The 16,576-nt window shown below is 65.8% G+C and carries 14 protein-coding genes; 13 read left to right on the top strand and 1 reads right to left on the bottom strand.

The features are described from left to right. The first annotated feature begins 1 nt into the window (after nucleotide 1). The 7 genes from Q8K99_02540 (at nucleotide 2) to holA (ending at nucleotide 8,691) form a co-directional block, all read left to right on the top strand. On the top strand, nucleotides 2-910 hold the full coding sequence (locus Q8K99_02540) for a restriction endonuclease (protein MDP2181431.1): 909 nt from the start codon (nucleotides 2-4) through the stop codon (nucleotides 908-910). A gap of 133 nt (nucleotides 911-1,043) precedes the next feature. After that, complete coding sequence (locus Q8K99_02535; GenBank protein ID MDP2181430.1) at nucleotides 1,044-1,181, top strand: hypothetical protein; 138 nt, start codon at nucleotides 1,044-1,046, stop codon at nucleotides 1,179-1,181. Nucleotides 1,182-1,431: 250 nt separating this feature from the next. Next, nucleotides 1,432-1,830 carry a protease inhibitor I42 family protein gene (locus Q8K99_02530; GenBank protein ID MDP2181429.1) on the top strand — a complete coding sequence of 133 codons (399 nt, stop codon included), beginning with the start codon at nucleotides 1,432-1,434 and terminating at the stop codon, nucleotides 1,828-1,830. Nucleotides 1,831-1,940: 110 nt separating this feature from the next. After that, nucleotides 1,941-4,475: a leucine--tRNA ligase gene (gene leuS / locus Q8K99_02525; protein MDP2181428.1), complete on the top strand. Its 2,535-nt coding sequence runs from the start codon at nucleotides 1,941-1,943 to the stop codon at nucleotides 4,473-4,475. A 123-nt stretch (nucleotides 4,476-4,598) separates the two neighbouring features. After that, complete coding sequence (locus Q8K99_02520; protein MDP2181427.1) at nucleotides 4,599-5,294, top strand: ComEA family DNA-binding protein; 696 nt, start codon at nucleotides 4,599-4,601, stop codon at nucleotides 5,292-5,294. 6 nt (nucleotides 5,295-5,300) lie between these two features. Continuing rightward, nucleotides 5,301-7,622 (top strand): DNA internalization-related competence protein ComEC/Rec2, encoded by a 2,322-nt coding sequence (locus Q8K99_02515; GenBank protein ID MDP2181426.1) that lies wholly within the window; start codon nucleotides 5,301-5,303, stop codon nucleotides 7,620-7,622. Between the two features lie 88 nt (nucleotides 7,623-7,710). After that, a complete protein-coding gene (holA, locus tag Q8K99_02510) occupies nucleotides 7,711-8,691 on the top strand; it encodes a DNA polymerase III subunit delta (protein ID MDP2181425.1) in 981 nt (326 codons plus the stop codon). Here the strand turns inward: holA and rpsT are convergent. Next, nucleotides 8,688-8,954, bottom strand: coding sequence for a 30S ribosomal protein S20 (gene rpsT, locus Q8K99_02505; GenBank protein MDP2181424.1), 267 nt, complete (start codon nucleotides 8,952-8,954; stop codon nucleotides 8,688-8,690). The genes holA and rpsT overlap by 4 nt on opposite strands. A gap of 164 nt (nucleotides 8,955-9,118) precedes the next feature. On the opposite strand from rpsT, the gene lepA reads away from it, so the two are divergent. The 6 genes from lepA to mtaB all read left to right on the top strand — a co-directional run bounded on the left by lepA (nucleotide 9,119) and on the right by mtaB (nucleotide 16,519). After that, nucleotides 9,119-10,921 (top strand): translation elongation factor 4, encoded by a 1,803-nt coding sequence (gene lepA, locus Q8K99_02500; protein ID MDP2181423.1) that lies wholly within the window; start codon nucleotides 9,119-9,121, stop codon nucleotides 10,919-10,921. After that, nucleotides 10,914-12,143 (top strand): radical SAM family heme chaperone HemW, encoded by a 1,230-nt coding sequence (hemW, locus tag Q8K99_02495; protein MDP2181422.1) that lies wholly within the window; start codon nucleotides 10,914-10,916, stop codon nucleotides 12,141-12,143. The genes lepA and hemW overlap by 8 nt, the downstream gene beginning before the upstream one ends. Before the next feature lie 72 nt (nucleotides 12,144-12,215). After that, nucleotides 12,216-13,229, top strand: coding sequence for a heat-inducible transcriptional repressor HrcA (gene hrcA, locus Q8K99_02490; GenBank protein MDP2181421.1), 1,014 nt, complete (start codon nucleotides 12,216-12,218; stop codon nucleotides 13,227-13,229). A 50-nt stretch (nucleotides 13,230-13,279) separates the two neighbouring features. Next, on the top strand, nucleotides 13,280-14,398 hold the full coding sequence (gene dnaJ / locus Q8K99_02485) for a molecular chaperone DnaJ (GenBank protein ID MDP2181420.1): 1,119 nt from the start codon (nucleotides 13,280-13,282) through the stop codon (nucleotides 14,396-14,398). Next, a complete protein-coding gene (locus tag Q8K99_02480) occupies nucleotides 14,398-15,171 on the top strand; it encodes an RsmE family RNA methyltransferase (GenBank protein MDP2181419.1) in 774 nt (257 codons plus the stop codon). Before dnaJ ends, Q8K99_02480 begins: the two co-directional genes overlap by 1 nt. Continuing rightward, the gene (mtaB, locus tag Q8K99_02475; protein MDP2181418.1) at nucleotides 15,164-16,519 is read left to right on the top strand and encodes a tRNA (N(6)-L-threonylcarbamoyladenosine(37)-C(2))-methylthiotransferase MtaB; all 1,356 of its coding nucleotides are present in this window, start codon (nucleotides 15,164-15,166) and stop codon (nucleotides 16,517-16,519) included. Before Q8K99_02480 ends, mtaB begins: the two co-directional genes overlap by 8 nt. Nucleotides 16,520-16,576 lie beyond the last annotated feature (57 nt).

The following is a 16,576-nucleotide window of genomic DNA, read 5'->3' as shown; positions in this document are numbered from 1 at the left end:
GATGACCGTTCCGGACTACCAGTCGATGATGTCGCCACTGCTCAAGTCGCTTGGTGACGGGGGCGATTGGAGATGGGCCGACGCGAAGGATGCGCTGGCGACTGCCACCGGTGTCTCCGAGACGGACCGCGCCGAGCTTCTTCCAAGCGGCCGTCAGGCAACCTTCGACAATCGCGCGGGATGGGCGGCGACGTACCTGAGCCAAGCCGGCTTGGTGGAGCGCCCTGCCAGGGGAATCCTGCGCATCACTGAGCGCGGGCGGGACACGCTGGCTGCACACACAGGACCCATCAACAACGCATTTCTGAAGCAGTTTCCGGAGTTCCTAGAGTTCAAGAATCGGTCACACACGCAGGCAGAGCACTCCTCGGCGGGCGAGGACGCGAGCGACCAGACTCCAGAAGAACTCATGGAGAACGGCTACCAGTCCCTGCGCTCGGATCTCGCGCAGCTGATGATGGAGCGGGTGGGTGCGGTTTCGCCTCGGTTCTTCGAGCAGCTGGTGGTCAAGCTGTTGGTGACGATGGGCTACGGCGGCTCGCTTGCAGACGCTGGTCAGGCCGTCGGCCGCAGCGGTGACGATGGCATCGACGGCATCATCAAGGAAGACAAGCTCGGACTCGACGTCGTCTACATCCAGGCGAAGCGTTGGGCCAACAACGTGGGACGGCCGGAGATTCAGGCTTTCGCTGGCAGCCTCATGGGGCAGGGCGCGAGCAAAGGTGTCTTCATCACCACGTCGAGGTTCTCGGCCGAGGCGCGTGACTACGTTCGGCGCATCGACAAGCGAATCGTTCTGATCGACGGCGAGCAACTGGCCGAACTGATGATTGATCACGGCGTCGGCGTGACGGAGGCCGCGACGTACGTCGTGAACCGGCTCGACGAGGACTTCTTCATCGAAGAGTAGACGTCGCGGCGGTTCGGGCCGGCGGCGGGCAGCTGAATCAACCGACCGCTCGCTTCGCTTCCGATGTCAGACTCGGGGCGCAGACTGATCTTCGCGGCAGTGCAAGACGTTGCGTGCGGAGGGAGGTGTGGTAATGCCGACCACGGGCGAGAAGCCGGGCAAGGGCACGTACAAGTGCACGAACTGCGGGCAGCTGGTTCACTTGGACGACACGACGGATACGCTCCCGCCGTGCCCCAACTGCAGCAAGACGGTCTTCGTTAAGCAGTAGACTGGCGTGCGTCACGGCCCGACGGTGAGAACCTGAACCGTTCGGGCCTTGGCGTGGCGTCACGCGCGTGCTCGCGCCCGGCTAGGCGAGATCCTCTCGACCGACCATGCCTTGGCTCCACCGAGAGGACTTCGAAGCCCGTCGGGAAACCGGCGGGCTTCTTTGCGTGCGCCCTTTGCAGCCGTGCGCGAACCTGCACGCCGTTTGTGGCGTCACAGTGATGGGGACGGACTTCCATAGGGAGGAACACATGCGCACAAGGCTCACATACGTGCTCCTGGCGACACTCGCGGTTGCCGCTGTAGTGCTCGCTGGCTGCAGGTCCAGCGACGTCGTGAAGATCGGCGTGGACGACGAAGGCTCTATCGTCAAGATGCGGCAGGACCAGACCCTGGATGTCTCGCTGCCGGCGAACCCGAGCACGGGCTACAACTGGACGGTCGCCGATGATGGAGGGGTACTCACGCTCGTCGGCGAGCCGGATTTCCAGCTCGATTCGAATGCCATCGGCGCGCCGGGTATCCTCACGATGCACCTGGAGCCATCGGGGACGGGCGAGGGGTCGCTTCGTCTCGAGTACCGCCGTTCGTGGGAGACCACGCAACCGGCTCAAGACGCCTTCACGGTCGGGGTCGTGGTCACCGAGTAGTGCGCCGCGCGCCGTCGTGCACGCAGCGTGTCAGCCGTCCGCCGTTTCGCGCATGCCTCTCCTCGGCTATCATGCCAAGGAGTCCGTTCCCGCATTTCACGGAGGCCGTTGTGGCATCGAAGTACGACCCGCATTCGATCGAGGAGAAGTGGCAGCAGGTCTGGGAGAGCGACCGGCTCTACTCGGTGATCGAGGACGAGACCAAGCCGAAGTACTACCTCCTGGAGATGTTTCCGTACCCCTCGGGCGACATCCACATGGGCCATGTGCGCAACTACACCATCGGCGATGTCGTGGCGCGGTACTTCACGATGACCGGGCGCAAGGTGCTTCACCCGATGGGGTGGGACTCGTTCGGTCTGCCAGCGGAGAATGCCGCGATCAAGAGCAATACTCATCCGGCGACCTGGACGCACGCCAACATCGCACGTCAGGAAGCGTCGTTCCGGCGCATGGGGTTCAGCTACGACTGGGACCGCAAACTTGCTTCGAGCGACGTTGAGTACTACCGCTGGGGGCAGTGGATCTTCCTGAAGTTCTGGGAACGCGGTCTGGTCGAGCGGCGTAAGTCGCCGGTGAACTGGTGCCCCAGCTGCAAGACCGTGCTTGCGAACGAGCAGGTCATCGGCGAAGGCGTGTGCTGGCGCTGCAAGAGCGTGGTGGGGAAGCGTGACCTCGAGCAGTGGTACTTCAAGATCACCGAGTATGCCCAAGAGCTGCTCGACGACCTCGACACGCTGACGGGCTGGCCCGACCGCGTCAAGACGATGCAGGCGAACTGGATCGGGCGCTCCGAGGGCGCCGAGGTCGAGTTCACGCTCTGCGATGCTGCCGGTGAGCCGACCGATCAGAGGATCGCTGTGTTCACGACGCGGCCGGACACGCTCTTTGGCTGCACGTTCTTCCTGCTTGCACCGGAGCACTCGCTCGTTCACGAGCTCGTGCATGGAACCGAGTACGCGGCTCCCGTACGCGCCGTGGTGGACACGGCGGCACGTGAGACGGCGGTCGAGCGTGCGAGCGGCGAGGCGGAGAAGATCGGCGCGTTCACGGGACGCTACGTGGTGAACCCTGTCAACGGCGAGAAGGTGCCGATCTGGGTGAGCAACTACGTGCTGATGGACTACGGAACCGGCGCGGTCATGGCCGTTCCGAGCGGTGACCAGCGCGACTTCGAATTCGCCCGGAAGTATGGGCTGCCGATCCCGCCGGTGGTGGTGGCCGAGGACGACGCGCTCCTTGGCGAGCTTCGGGATGTTCCGCAGCGGCTGCGCGAGGACGTGCCGTGGGATGAGGCCTACGACGGCCCCGGCATCATGGTGCAGTCCGGCGAGTTCACCGGCATGCCCGGTGGCAAGGCGAGCGAGGGCATGCGCGCGGTCACCGAGTGGCTCGATGAGCGTGGCCAGGGCCGGTTCTCGATCAACTTCCGCCTGCGCGACTGGCTGATCTCTCGGCAGCGCTACTGGGGCAACCCGATTCCGGCGGTCCACTGCCCGGCGTGCGGCCTTGTGCCGGTGCCCGAGGAGCAGCTGCCCATCGAGCTGCCGGGAGGCGTCGACATCACCAAGGGCGAGACACTGGCGGACCATCCCGAGTTCTACGAGACGACGTGCCCGAAGTGCGGCGGCCCCGCCAAGCGCGAGACCGACACCATGGACACGTTCACGTGCTCGAGCTGGTACTACCTGCGCTACACCGACGCGCGCAACGCCGAAGCGATCTGGGAGACGTCGAAGGCCGACTACTGGATGCCGGTAGATCAGTACATCGGCGGCATCGAGCACGCGATCCTGCACCTGCTCTACTCGCGGTTCTTCACGAAAGTCTTCCGCGATATGGGGCTCGTGCAGTTCGGCGAGCCGTTCACGAACCTGCTCACGCAGGGCATGGTGAAGATGGACGGCGAGGTCATGAGCAAGTCCAAGGGCAACGTCGTCGCCCCCGAAGACATGATCGCCAAGTACGGGTGCGATGCACTACGCGCTTACATCCTGTTCATGGCGCCGCCCGACAAGGACCTCGAGTGGTCCTACGAGGGGCTCGACGGCATGTTTCGCTGGCTCGGCCGCGTCTGGCGCCTCGTCGCCGAGTCTGCCGAGGAGACAGCGGCGGGCTGCGGCGTCGCCGCGTCGGGTGACGAGACGGCCAAGACGCTGCACCGCGAGATGCACCGCGTCATCGACAAGGTCGAGGGCGACATTCGCCGATTCCAGCTCAACACCGCGATCGCCGCGCTGATGGAGCTCACGAACGCCGCTTACGACTACCGCAACGCTGTTGCCGCGGGTTCGCGCGACCTAGCACTCGTGCGCGACGTCGCCGAGACGATCACGCGCCTACTCGCGCCCTTCGTGCCGCACATGGCCGAGGAGCTGTGGCGCGAGGTCCTTGGCCATGGGGATTCGGTGCACCGCGAATCGTGGCCCGCCTACGACGCGAGTGCCGCCGCCGCCGACGTGACCGAGATGGCCGTCCAGGTCAACGGGAAGGTCCGCGGCAAGATCACCGTGGAGGTGGGCCTTGCCGAGGAGGACGTGATCACGGTTGCGCTCACCGAGGTCGCGAGCTGGGTGGAGGGCAAGGACGTGAGGAAGGTCGTTGTCGTCCCCGACAAGCTCGTGAGCGTGGTGGTCGCGGGGTAGTCACCGCGCGTGGGGCAGCGCGGGTCGGCGTGCTCGCCGGCTCGCGCGGGTTGGATTGCGGCAAGAGCGCGGAAAGGTCGTCGTGTTCCCATGGTCTCCGGCGAGAGACGATGGGACGTACAGGTGGATCTCCGAACTCGAATCGATGAGCTTGCGACACGTGCCGGTCTCTCCGGCGTGCGCCGAAACGTCGCGGTCGCTGTCGCGGCGGTGCTCGCGCTTGCGGTTGCCTGGACGCTTGCGCGTGGTGGCAGGACCGGCGGGGGCGAGGAAGTCAGCTACGAGGGCGCAGTATCCGCCGAAGCCGCAGCGAGCAGTGTCACATCGGCGGTCGCCCCCGCGGTGGAGACCACATCGACTGTGTGGGTGCACGTGGTCGGCGCGGTGAGGGTTCCCGACATCTACGAACTCCCCGCAGGCTCTCGGGCAGGCGATGCGATTCGCGCCGCGGGGGGGCTCCTTGGCAATGCGGCGCAAGAGGGTGTGAACCTGGCGCGCCTGGTTGTCGACGGCGAGCAGGTGCGAGTACCCACGCAGGATGAGTGGGATGCTGCCGGCGGTGCTGACGTGGGAGGCGGGAGCAGCTCCGGTGTGGCCGCCGGGGGAAGCGAGGGCGCGTCCGGGGCGCTCGTCGACCTGAACACGGCTGACTTGACGGCGCTCGACACGCTTCCGGGTGTGGGTCCGGCCACCGCGGCGCGCATCGTGCAGGACCGCGAGGAGAACGGGCCGTTCGCCAGCGTCGACGATCTCGCACGGGTGTCTGGCATAGGCCCCAAGAAGCTTGAAGCGCTGCGGGACCTGGCCTGTGTGAGGTGAAGACGGGTGACGGCGGACCTTGGGAGAGCTGGAAGTAGAGCCCGTCCGACCGCTACGCGACCTTCGATTCCCGTCCTGGCGTGGATCGCGGTCGGACTCTGGGCCGGGACCATCGTTGGCTGGGGTCGCCCGGAGTGGCTCATACCGGCAGCCGCAGCCGCGGCCGCGGGGTCGGCCGTCGTAGCGATTCGTGGTGCCGAGGCGGTTCGAACGGCGGCACTGATCGCGCTCGCCATTTGCGCCGGCGTTGCCGTGGGTTGCGCGAAAGCAGACGGTCTCGAGCGGGACGGGTTGGCACTTGAGACGCAGCGCTCGCGCCAATGGACCGGGGCTGTGGCCTCGGATGCCCGGCGCGTCGGCGACGGCACGCTTGTGGAGGTGCGGCTCCTCGACGGACCGGTTCCGGGCGCAGCAGTGTCGCTGTGGTGGCCGCGAGACATAGCCCCGCCCGCGTGCGGTCAGCAGGTGGGATTCTCGGGACGTCTTGCCCCCGCCGAGGACCGTCTCGTCCGTGCTCGCGCGCTGACGTCGGGCGTTGTGGCTTCGGGCAGCCCGTACCGCGCGACCGTGACTGGATGGGCACCCGGGCTCTCGGGCGCGGTCATGCGTCTGCGAGAGCGTGCGCGCGAGCGCATTGAGCGGATAGGCGGGCGGGGAGAACCGCTTGCCCTTGGCATCCTGCTCGGCTACCGCGAGGGGATACGAGGCACCGATCTTGAACGTGACGTCGCCACGACGGGCCTGTCACATCTTCTGGCGGTCTCGGGCACGCACCTGGCGATCGTGGCGGGCTTCTGCGCAGGCGCTTGCCGGGCGTTTCAGGTGCGCCGGGGCGCTTCGATAGCGGCGGTCATGGCAGGGAGTCTGGCCTACACGCTGATGAGCGGATGTCAGCCGTCGTCGCTGCGTGCTCTCGCCATGGCCGGTGTCGCGGCGGCGGCGGCGATCGGCGCGCGGCGTGCCGATCCGCTCGCCTCTCTTGCGGCGGCAGTTCTCGTTCTGCTGTCCTTCGACCCAACGAACGCGTTCTCGGTCGGCCTGCGTCTGTCTGTCGCCGCTGTCGCGGGCCTGGTGTCTATCGCTCCGTTGGCCGAGGAGTGGTTGGCAGTAGCCCTGCCTTCCCGCGTCCGCCGGATCGCAGGCCCCCTGGCCGTGTGCGTCACAGCGCAGTTGGTCACCTTGCCTCTGGCGATTCCTCTCTTCGGCACGCTTTCGCTCGTGTCGCCGATCGCCAATCTCATCGCGGTGCCGGTGACTGGCGCGGCACTCGCTGGCGGGCTGGCAGGTCTTCTCGCGAGCGGTCCGCTGTCCGCTCCCGGGAATGCGCTCCTGTGGACGGCCTCCCGGGTGCTTGGAGCGCTCGCGTGGGGGATCGAGCGCCTGGCACGGGTCCCATTCGCTGCCATTGCGGTGGGAGGCCATGCGTGGCTGCTTGCGGGAGGGATTGGTTCGGCGTGTCTCCTCGCGTGGGCAGCATGGCCGCACCCCCGGACGCCGGGTCGCATACGGACAACGGGCGCGGCTTGTCTGATGCTTGCAGTGCTGTGGGTGGGGATGCCTGCGACGCGAACCGCCGAGATCGTCGTGCTCGATGTCGGCCAAGGAGACGCGATTCTCGTTCGTGACGCAACCCATGCTGTGCTGATAGACACCGGCCCGGACCGGCGCGAGCTGAGAGAGGCCCTTGCACGTCAGCGCGTGCGTGCCCTCGACGCGGTCATTCTGACTCACGGGCACGAGGATCACACAGGTGGTGCGGCCGCGCTTGCCGGAGTTGTACGGGTTGAGCGCGTGTTCGTGAGCGCCGCCGGTGATGAAGAAGGACTTGTGCGCGCCGCGAAGACGATCAGGGCCCGCAATCCGGACACGGCTTTTCTGGCGTACCCAGATGTGCTCGACTTTGGGACGTGGCGTCTCCGCGTGCTCTCGCCTGAGCGCGGCACGACGTGCGAGTCGGAGAACGAGGCCTCGCTAGTGATCGAAGCATCGAGCGGATCCTTCCGAGCTCTCTTGACCGGGGATGCCGAGGAACCGATCTACCGGTATCTGATGCGCAGCGGGGAGCTGACCTCGTGCGTGGTCGTGAAGGTCCCGCACCACGGCAGCTCCGGGGGCATCGACGGAACGGCATGGGGAATCCTCGGCGCAAGCGTGGCGGTCGTGAGCGTGGGAGCAGACAACGACTTCGGTCACCCGGCGCCCTCCACCATCTCCGAACTTGCCGGAGCGGGAGTCAGGACCTTCCGGACGGACCACAGCGGCGACGTCGTAGTCATCCCTGGTCGATCAGGCATGAGGGTCAGGACCGACCACGGCCCCGCGCCCTGACAGGCGTCGTGGCATCGGCGGCGCGAGGTGTGCGACAATTCTCCGGCACGCGTCCCCCTTCACGACTCCCGTCGGACCGAGGATAACCATGTCGTCAGGGCTTGCTGACCTCAAGACCGTATACCTCATCTACGGCCCCGAGGACCTCCTTCTCGACCAGGCCGTGGATCGCCTGAGGAAGCGACTTGCAGACGGCGCCGGCGCGGACCTCGAGTTCAACATGGACGTGTTTGACGGCGAAAGCGCCGATGCGCACCAGATCGTCGCTGCGGCGAACACGCTACCGTTCATGTCCGACCGCAGACTTGTCATCGTACGCAAGGCCGACAAGCTGGCCACCGACGATCTGGGCGTTCTGGCGGACTACGCCAAGGACCCCAATCCCGACACGACACTCGTGCTCGTGGCCGAGAAGATCGCCAAGAATCTGCGCATATACAAGGCCGTCGACTCACTTGGCGGGGTCGCCGAGTACAAGGCTCCCACCAAGCGCGAGTATCCGCGCAAGGTCGTGGAGATGTTCGGCGAACGTGGCAAGAGGGTCGGAATCGACGGTGCGGAAGTCCTCGTTCGCGCGGTCGGCTACGACCTGCGCAAACTTGCGATCGAGATGGACAAGGTCATCGCGTTCAACCCTGCCGATGACACGCTGTCGCGTGAAGACATCGAGCAGGTCATGTCGACCACGGCGCCGACTTCGATCTTCGACTTCCTGGATGCCATCGGCTCTCGCGACTGCAAACAGGCTCTCCGGCTCCTTTCGGGCCTCATGTCGGAGGGGGAGTCCATCCACGGCGTCCAGGCCATGACGTTGCGCCACGTCCGCAACCTGCTTTCGACACGCGCCCTCGTCGATCGACGCGGTGGGACACCGTCTCCCGAGAGCATCGCCCGTGAAGTGGGCGTGGCTCCTTGGCAGGGGAAGAGTCTGATGCGGCAGGCGGCGCGTTTCTCTTCCGATGAGCTCATCGATGCCCTGCGGGATGCCGCGCGAACCGACGCGGAAATGAAGACGAGCCGGGATCCCCGGCTCGCGTTCGAGAGATGGTTGGTCGGAGTGTGCAGCTAGGCGTCGACCGAGTTCGCGCGCTTGGTGAGGCCGGACTTGCGGTTGGCGGCGTGATTCTTGTGGACGACGCCCTTACTCACGGCCCTGTCGAACATGCGAGACGCCTCGGCGGCAGCCTGCTTGGCAGTGTCCGCGTCGCCCGCGGCGACGGCGGTTTCGACCTTCTTGGCAGCCGTCTTCAGTTCGGACTTGACCGCCTTGTTGCGCAGCCGGGCCTTCTCGTTGGTGAGGATGCGCTTCTTCTGGCTCTTGATGTTGGCCACGTTCAGTCGTTCCTTCCGATTCAGGTGGTGCCCTCCGCAGTGGGGTGCGGACGAACCCTGCGATGTTAGCACACGGCGTCAGGTGTGGCCAACCGTCACGCATGAGGCGGACCAGGCGTCTGCTTCTTCCTCCGCCCCGATGCCCCTGATATGCTAACGCTCCCATGACTGACCCCAAACACATCCGCAACTTCTCGATCGTCGCGCACATCGACCACGGCAAGTCCACGCTCGCCGACCGTGTGCTCGAGCTGACGCACACTATCGAAGAGCGCGACATGAAGGAGCAGGTCCTCGACTCGATGGACATCGAGCGGGAGCGCGGTATCACGATCAAGTCCCAGGCGGTGCGTGTCCTCTTCGAGTCGAGCGATGGTGTGACCTACCAACTCAACCTGATCGACACTCCGGGCCACGTCGACTTCACCTATGAGGTCAGCCGATCCCTGCAGGCGTGCGAGGGCGCGCTTCTGGTTGTGGATGCAGCCCAAGGAGTCGAGGCGCAGACCGTCGCCAACGCGCAGCTCGCCATGAACGCCCACCTCGAGGTCATCCCGCTTATCAACAAGATCGACCTGCCCGCCTCCGATCCCGATCGCGTGCGTCACGAGATCGAGGAGGTGCTCGCGGTACCTGCCCAGGACGCGATTCTGGCGTCGGGCAAGACCGGCGAAGGCGTACGCGAGGCGCTTGAGGCCGTCGTTCGTCGCGTGCCGCCTCCGAAGGGCGATCCGGACGCACCGCTGAAAGCCCTCATCTTCGACTCGTACTTCGATGCCTACAGGGGTGTCGTCGCCCTCATCCGGATCATCGACGGCAGCGTGTCCAAGGGCATGAAGGTGCGCCTCATGGCCACGAAGACCGTCACCGAAGTGGAGGAGGTCGGTGTGCGCCGACCCGCCAACGTGCCGGTGGACACGCTCGGTGTCGGCGAGGTCGGATACCTTATCACCGGTCTGAAGGACCCCGCCCTTGTGAAGGTAGGCGACACGGTCACACTTGCGAAGAACGGAGCCCAGGAGCCTCTTCCGGGCTACCGCGAGGTCAAGCCGATGGTCTACACGGGACTCTTTCCGATCGACGGCGACCAGTACCCGGATCTGCGGGACGCACTCGACAAGCTCACGCTCAACGACCCGGCGCTGATCTACGAGCCCGAGACGAGCCATGCGCTGGGATTCGGATTCCGCGTGGGCTTCCTTGGCCTGCTTCATATGGAGGTCATCAAGGAGCGGCTCGAGCGGGAGTTCGACCTGGATCTTCTGGCTACGGCTCCGAGCGTGGAGTTCCACGTCTACAAGACGAACGGTGAGCATGCGGACGTGCACTCGCCCCAGGACATGCCCGACGCCGGCGCGATCGAGCGCATCGAGGAGCCCTACTTGCGGGCGACGATTCTTGTGCCTCCTGACCACGTCGGCGCCGTGATGGAACTCTCCGAACAGCGTCGTGGCACCTTCAAGGACATGCAGTATCTATCGGCGACCACCGTCGAGATGCACTACGAGATACCGCTTTCCGAGCTCATCATGGACTTCTTCGACCAGCTCAAGAGCCGCACGCGGGGGTATGCCTCACTGGACTACGAATTCATCGGGTATCGATCGAGCCACCTCGTCAAATTAGACATACTGCTTGCGGGCAAGCCTGTTGATGCGCTGTCGTTCATCGTCCACAAGGACAAGGCCTACCAACGAGGCAAGGTGCTCACCGAGAAGCTGCGCGCGATCATCCCGCGGCAGATGTTCGAGGTGCCCATCCAGGCGGCCATCGGCGGACGCATCCTGGCGCGAGAGACCGTGCGCGCGAAGCGCAAGGACGTGCTGGCGAAGTGCTACGGCGGCGACATCACGCGGAAGCGCAAGCTGCTTGAGAAACAGAAGAAGGGCAAGAAGCGCATGAAGGCCGTCGGCAACGTCGAAGTGCCACAGGAAGCTTTCATGGCCATCCTGAAGGTCGATGAGTAGCGGGCCCGATACGTCGGACCTCGCAGGGGAGCTCGCGGGACCGCGCCTGCCCTCCCACGTCTACCTTCACGTGCCTTTCTGCCGCTCAAAGTGCTCGTACTGCGACTTCTACTCGGTTTCCGACCCCGCACGAGCAGACGTCGACGCGGTCTTGCTAGGGCTTGAGACAGAGGTGCACCGGTGGGTGCAAAGCGGACTTCCGGGCGTGCTCGAGACCGTGTACGTGGGTGGCGGAACCCCCACATTCGCCATGCCTCATCTCAGGGATGTTCTGGGGAACCTCGTTGACGAGATCCCGCTTCGCGCTGGTGCAGAGATCACGGTTGAAGCGAACCCGGACTCGCTTGACTCGAGCGTCGCGCGTGCGCTGCGCGGGGTAGGGGTCACGCGCATCAGCGTGGGCGTGCAGTCCTTTGACGACCACAGCTTGAGGGTCCTTGGCAGGGCTCATGACGTGCAGCAGGCGCAGGAGGCGTGTGAGACCGTGCTCGATGCCGGACTCGATCTCTCGATCGACCTGATGTGCGGAGTGCCCGGGCAGAGCGTGTCATCGTGGGTAGAGACGCTCGACCGTGCGGTGCGCACGGGCGCCCGGCACATCTCGGTCTACCCGCTGACGCTTGAGGAGGGCACGCCGCTGGCCGTGGCCTGCGACAGCGGTCTGCTGGATGAGCCCGATCCCGACATGGCCGCAGAGATGATGGTGCTGGCCGAGGAAGCGCTGGCGTTGGCAGGCATCGAGCGCTACGAAGTCGCCAACTACGCCGTCCCGGGGCATGAGTCCGCGCACAATCTCGCGTACTGGACCGGTCATAGCTACCTGGGCGTGGGTCCCGCCGCACACGGCATGCTCGATGCGGCGACCGCACGGGCGGTCGGGCTCGTGGCAGGGCCGCAGCTGCCGGTGGGAACGTCGCGTGTCCGCTATGCCTACGCTGCGGACTTCGAGGCGTGGCTGCTTCAGCGCGACCCGCCGGAGATCGAGACGTTGTCCGAAGACGAAGCGCGCCGCGAAGACGTCATGCTGGGTCTTCGGCTCGTGCGAGGGGTGCCTGCGTCGGCGATTCACGGCGCCCGGTTGGACAGCGTTGTCGAGTCGCTCGCCTCGCAGGATCTGCTCGAGGCCGTCGACGATCAGCGGGACGAGCGGCGCTGGCGGACGACAAGGCGCGGCTGGCTCCTTGGCAACGAGGTCTTTCGCAGGGTGTGGACGCAGGAGTAGCATGCATCGGGTTGGCCTTTCGCCACGGCCGTTAGCACTCGTTATAATCGAGTGCTAGTGAGGTGAACCTGGATGTTGAACGAAAGACGCCGGCACGTGCTGCAGGCACTTGTCGAAGAGTACATACACAGCGGGCAGCCCGTGGGCTCCCGGAGCCTGGTCGACAGGCACCGGCTGGATTGCAGTCCGGCGACTGTGCGCAACGAACTTGCAGCGCTCGAAGAGACCGGCTACGTCTACCAGCCGCATGTTTCGAGCGGGCGAATTCCGACCGACCTCGGCTACCGTGAGTTCGTCGACGACATCCTGCAGGACAGCGCAGCAGCCAGCAGTCTCGGCGCGAGGGAGATGACGCAGCGCTACGCGCGGCTCGCCGGAGAGATCGACGACCTCATGCGCCAGACCTCGACGATGCTTTCGCACCTGACGCACTACGTCGCCGTCGTGCTCGCTCCGACAGTTTCGCTCGCGACAGTGCGCCGCATCGACCTCGTGTCGATGTCGCCCACCCGCGCGCTCGTCGTGCTGATCACCGAGAGCGGCCAGGTCGTGAACCGCCATATCGAGCTGGCCGAGGAGACTTCTCAGGAGCGGTTCAGCCAGGTCGAGGTCGCCATCAACGCCGCGCTTGCGGGCAAACGGGCCTCCGAGGTTCGCTCGTTGCGCGAGGCGCTGGACCCGGCTCGCCCGGGCGACGGTGTCGTGGCCGGCGTCATGGAGGAGCTGCTGGAGTGCCTCGAAGAAGCAGACCGGGACCGCCTGTACCATGTCGGCGTGCCAGAGCTTCTTGCGCTTCCCGAGTTCGCCGAGTCAGCGAGACTGCGCCCGCTCCTCGGCCTGCTTGAAGACGGCCTGGCGATGCTGGACACTCTGTCGGAAACGATGCAGGCGACGGGACTAACGGTAAGCATCGGCAGCGAGAATCGGCGCAGTGAGCTTGGGGGCATGAGCCTCGTTGCTACCACGTACGCCACGCCGTCTGCCGACGGGGTGATCGGGGTCATCGGCCCCACCCGGATGGACTACACCCGGAGTATCGCTGCGGTCCGCGCCGCCGCGGAGGGTCTGGAAGACGTCCTCGGCTAGGCCGGGACGAAGCCGCTTGATCGACGCGAACCCGAAGGGACAACGCTGACGTGTCTGCAGGTACGAAGAACTACTACGAGATCCTCGGTGTGGCGAAGGATGCGTCCGAGTCCGATATCAAGAAGGCATTTCGCCGCAAGGCGCGCGAAACGCATCCGGACGTGAGCCCCGAGCCCGACGCCGAGGAGCGCTTCAAGAGCATCAACGAGGCCTACGACGTGCTGTCCGACCCGCAGCGTCGGCAGACCTACGACACGTACGGCACCGCGGACCCGCGCGCGGGCGGCATGGGCGGGGCCGATTTCGGCGACGTGTTTGCCGGCTTCGGCATGGAGGACCTGTTCTCGGTCTTCTTCGGTGGCATGGGTGGGGGAGGACGCCGCGTTCGGATGGAAGGTCGCGATGTGGTCGCGTCTCTCACCGTCACGCTTGACGAGGCATTCGCCGGTGTCACGAAGGAGATCGTTCTCAATCGTCTTGTCGGATGCGACGATTGCGGTGCGACCGGATCGGTCAGTTCGCACGGGCCGGAGAGCTGTCCCGAGTGTGGCGGCTCGGGTCAGAAGCAGACGTATCGCAAGACATTCCTCGGCACGATGCAGACCCTCACGCCGTGCGACCGGTGCTCGGGGACGGGTGTGGTCGTTGCCGATCCGTGTCCGGAATGCCAGGGCCAGGGCCGCGTCCCCGACCGCGAGCACGTGCCAGTAAAGATACCGGCGGGCGTGGCCGATGGTATGCAGCTGCGCGTGCGCGGCAAGGGTGAGGCCGGGATCCGAGGGGCAGCCCCCGGCGATCTCATCGTGAACGTGCGCGTCGCCGAGCACGAGTTCCTGCACAGACAGGGAGACGACCTGCACTGCCGCGCCAGCATCAGCATCGCTGCCGCATCGCTCGGGGCTGACATCGACGTGTGCGGTTTCGACCCGGACACGCATGCAAGCATCCCTGCGGGCAGTCAGCATGGCGAGACGGTGAGGCTCCGTGGTCACGGAATGCCTCGTGTTCGCGGTGGCGGCAGGGGAGACCTGATCGTGCACGTGGCGGTCGAGGTCCCTCGCAAGCTCAGCAAGCGCCAGAAGGAGCTGCTGGGCGAACTCGGTGAGTCACTGGGCGATCCCGAGCGCCGCTCAACGATCCAGAAACTCAAGGAGTGGCTGACGGGCTGATGTCGCCACACCGATTCTTCCTTGGGGCTGCCCTTCCCGAAGGCGATGGCCCTGTCGAGATCCCGCTTGCCGATGCCGACCGGCATCATCTGGCCGACGTTGCGCGCGTCCGCGTTGGAGAGCGCATCGCGGTTGTGGATCCGGACGGGACCGCGTGGGAGGTCGAGGTATCTCGCGTTGATCGTGCCGGTGTCGAGGGCTTGCGCCTACTGCGTCTTGACGAGGATCCTGCGTGGCGCGTGACGCTCGTGCAGGGGCTGGCCAAGGGGGCCAAGATCGATCTCGTCGTGGAGAAGACGACCGAGATCGGTGTCGAGGCCGTGGTGCCCGTGCTCACGGCTCGCAGTGTCGTGAGACTGGACGGGGAGAAGACCCACGATCGCGGCGAGCGTTGGCGGCGTGTCGCCCGTGCCGCAGCGCAGCAGTCGCAACGTTCCACGATCCCGCGCATTCACGATCCGCAGCCGCTTGCAGTCTTCGTCGAGCAGATTCCCGCCTACGACGTGGTACTTGTCACCGCCGAGGACGCTGCGGACGCGCCCGGGGTCGGCGAAGCACTTGCTTCTGCCGGTGCGCACGCCAGATCGCGTATCGCCGTGGTGGTCGGGCCGGAGGGCGGAATGACCCCCGATGAGGTGCGTACGCTCGTGGACGCGGGGGCCCTGCCGGTCTTCCTTGGAAGAAACATACTGAGATCCGAAACAGCCGGTATCCTCGCAGTCGCGTTGTGCGTTTATGAGATTGGCGGGCTCGGGGGCCGGTCTCGTGGCTGAGTCGTTCGCCAGCTCCTCCACCCAGACCGGTCATTCGGTCCGGCCCCCGGCCGCCGTCCCTGTCTCGCTGCGCACCCTCGGGTGCAAGGTCAATCAGGTCGAATCCGAAACCATCGCATCGAGTCTCCTTGGCATGGGGTGCGTGCTGACTGCCGAGGACGAGGCGCGGATCGTCGTCGTCAATTCGTGCACCGTCACCGCCGAAGCCGATCGCAAGGTGCGCAAGATCGTTCGGCATGCGCTGCAATCTCGCATGGCTCCCGTGGTTGTCGTAACAGGGTGTCTTGCCGCGCTGGACGCGGAGGGAATCACCGCCCTTGGCGAGCGCGTGATGGTGGAGCCGGACAGCTCGCGGGTCGGAGAGCGCGTGGCGCGTCTGCTGGGTGATGTCGCGAACGTCGGAGGAGCGGCAGGTGCGGACACTGGGGCCGGGGCGGTGGACATACGGCCACCCGCCCAGACGGTCTTCCACACGCGGGCAATGGTGAAGGTGCAGGACGGCTGCGATGCTTTCTGTGCGTACTGCGTCGTCCCGTTCGCCCGCGGTGTACCCCGCTCGGTTGCCATCGGTGACGTGATCGGGCGTGTGCGGCAGCTTGTCCGAGCCGGGACGCGGGAGATCGTCCTGACCGGTATCAACATCGGCAAGTACGACGATGCCCCCGGCGGACTCGCCGGGCTGTACCGCGCTGTTGCCGAAACCGGAATCCCGCGGATACGTCTGTCCAGCATAGAACCGCTAGACCTGGACGATGAGCTGCTTGCAGCTCTGAGCGAGACTCCGGCGACATGCGCTCACCTGCACGTGCCATTGCAGAGCGGTAGCGATGCGGTTCTTCGGCGGATGGGCCGGGGCTACACCGCCCATGAGTACGAGGCGCGTGTCGCTGCGGCGCGTGAAGCTCTGCCCGGACTGGCGGTGACGACAGACGTGATCGCGGGGCTTCCCGGTGAAAGCGTGGCCGAAGCTGCCGCTACCCGGCAGTTCTGCGAGCACATCGGGTTCTCGAAGCTGCACGTCTTCAGATACTCGGCCCGCGCCGGAACCGTTGCCGCGCAAATGGACGGACAGGTGGACCCGGGCGAGCGGTCGCGCAGGGCACGCGGGCTACGGGAGGTTGGCCTCCGTCTGCGGGATGCTGCGCTCGGCGCGATGGTCGGCGCACATGCCGAAGTGCTCGTCGAAGAGACGACGGTCGACGACACCGTGCGGCGGCGCCGCATCGGAACGACGCGAGACTACGCACGCGTCGAGATCGAGCGTTCGGAGGCGTGCGCCGGCGATATCGTCGAGGTCGAAATCGTCGGGCGTGGAGTGGATGCGGAACTCCTTGGCAGGGCGCTTTAGCGGGGAAGACCGGCCAAGGGTGGTAGAATCGCAGCAAATGGCAGGTGCGTGCCGTGC

Source organism: Actinomycetota bacterium, assembly GCA_030682655.1.
GTDB lineage: Bacteria > Actinomycetota > Coriobacteriia > Anaerosomatales > JAUXNU01 > JAUXNU01.
This window is presented reverse-complemented; position numbering and strand designations above follow the sequence as displayed.

Coding starts and splice junctions, on each gene's coding strand:
- Q8K99_02540 (MDP2181431.1), top strand. CDS start 2: ATGACCGTTCCGGACTACCAGTCGATGATGTCGCCACTGCTCAAGTCG.
- Q8K99_02535 (MDP2181430.1), top strand. CDS start 1,044: ATGCCGACCACGGGCGAGAAGCCGGGCAAGGGCACGTACAAGTGCACG.
- Q8K99_02530 (MDP2181429.1), top strand. CDS start 1,432: ATGCGCACAAGGCTCACATACGTGCTCCTGGCGACACTCGCGGTTGCC.
- holA (MDP2181425.1), top strand. CDS start 7,711: ATGTCGTCAGGGCTTGCTGACCTCAAGACCGTATACCTCATCTACGGC.
- lepA (MDP2181423.1), top strand. CDS start 9,119: ATGACTGACCCCAAACACATCCGCAACTTCTCGATCGTCGCGCACATC.
- hemW (MDP2181422.1), top strand. CDS start 10,914: ATGAGTAGCGGGCCCGATACGTCGGACCTCGCAGGGGAGCTCGCGGGA.
- hrcA (MDP2181421.1), top strand. CDS start 12,216: ATGTTGAACGAAAGACGCCGGCACGTGCTGCAGGCACTTGTCGAAGAG.
- Q8K99_02480 (MDP2181419.1), top strand. CDS start 14,398: ATGTCGCCACACCGATTCTTCCTTGGGGCTGCCCTTCCCGAAGGCGAT.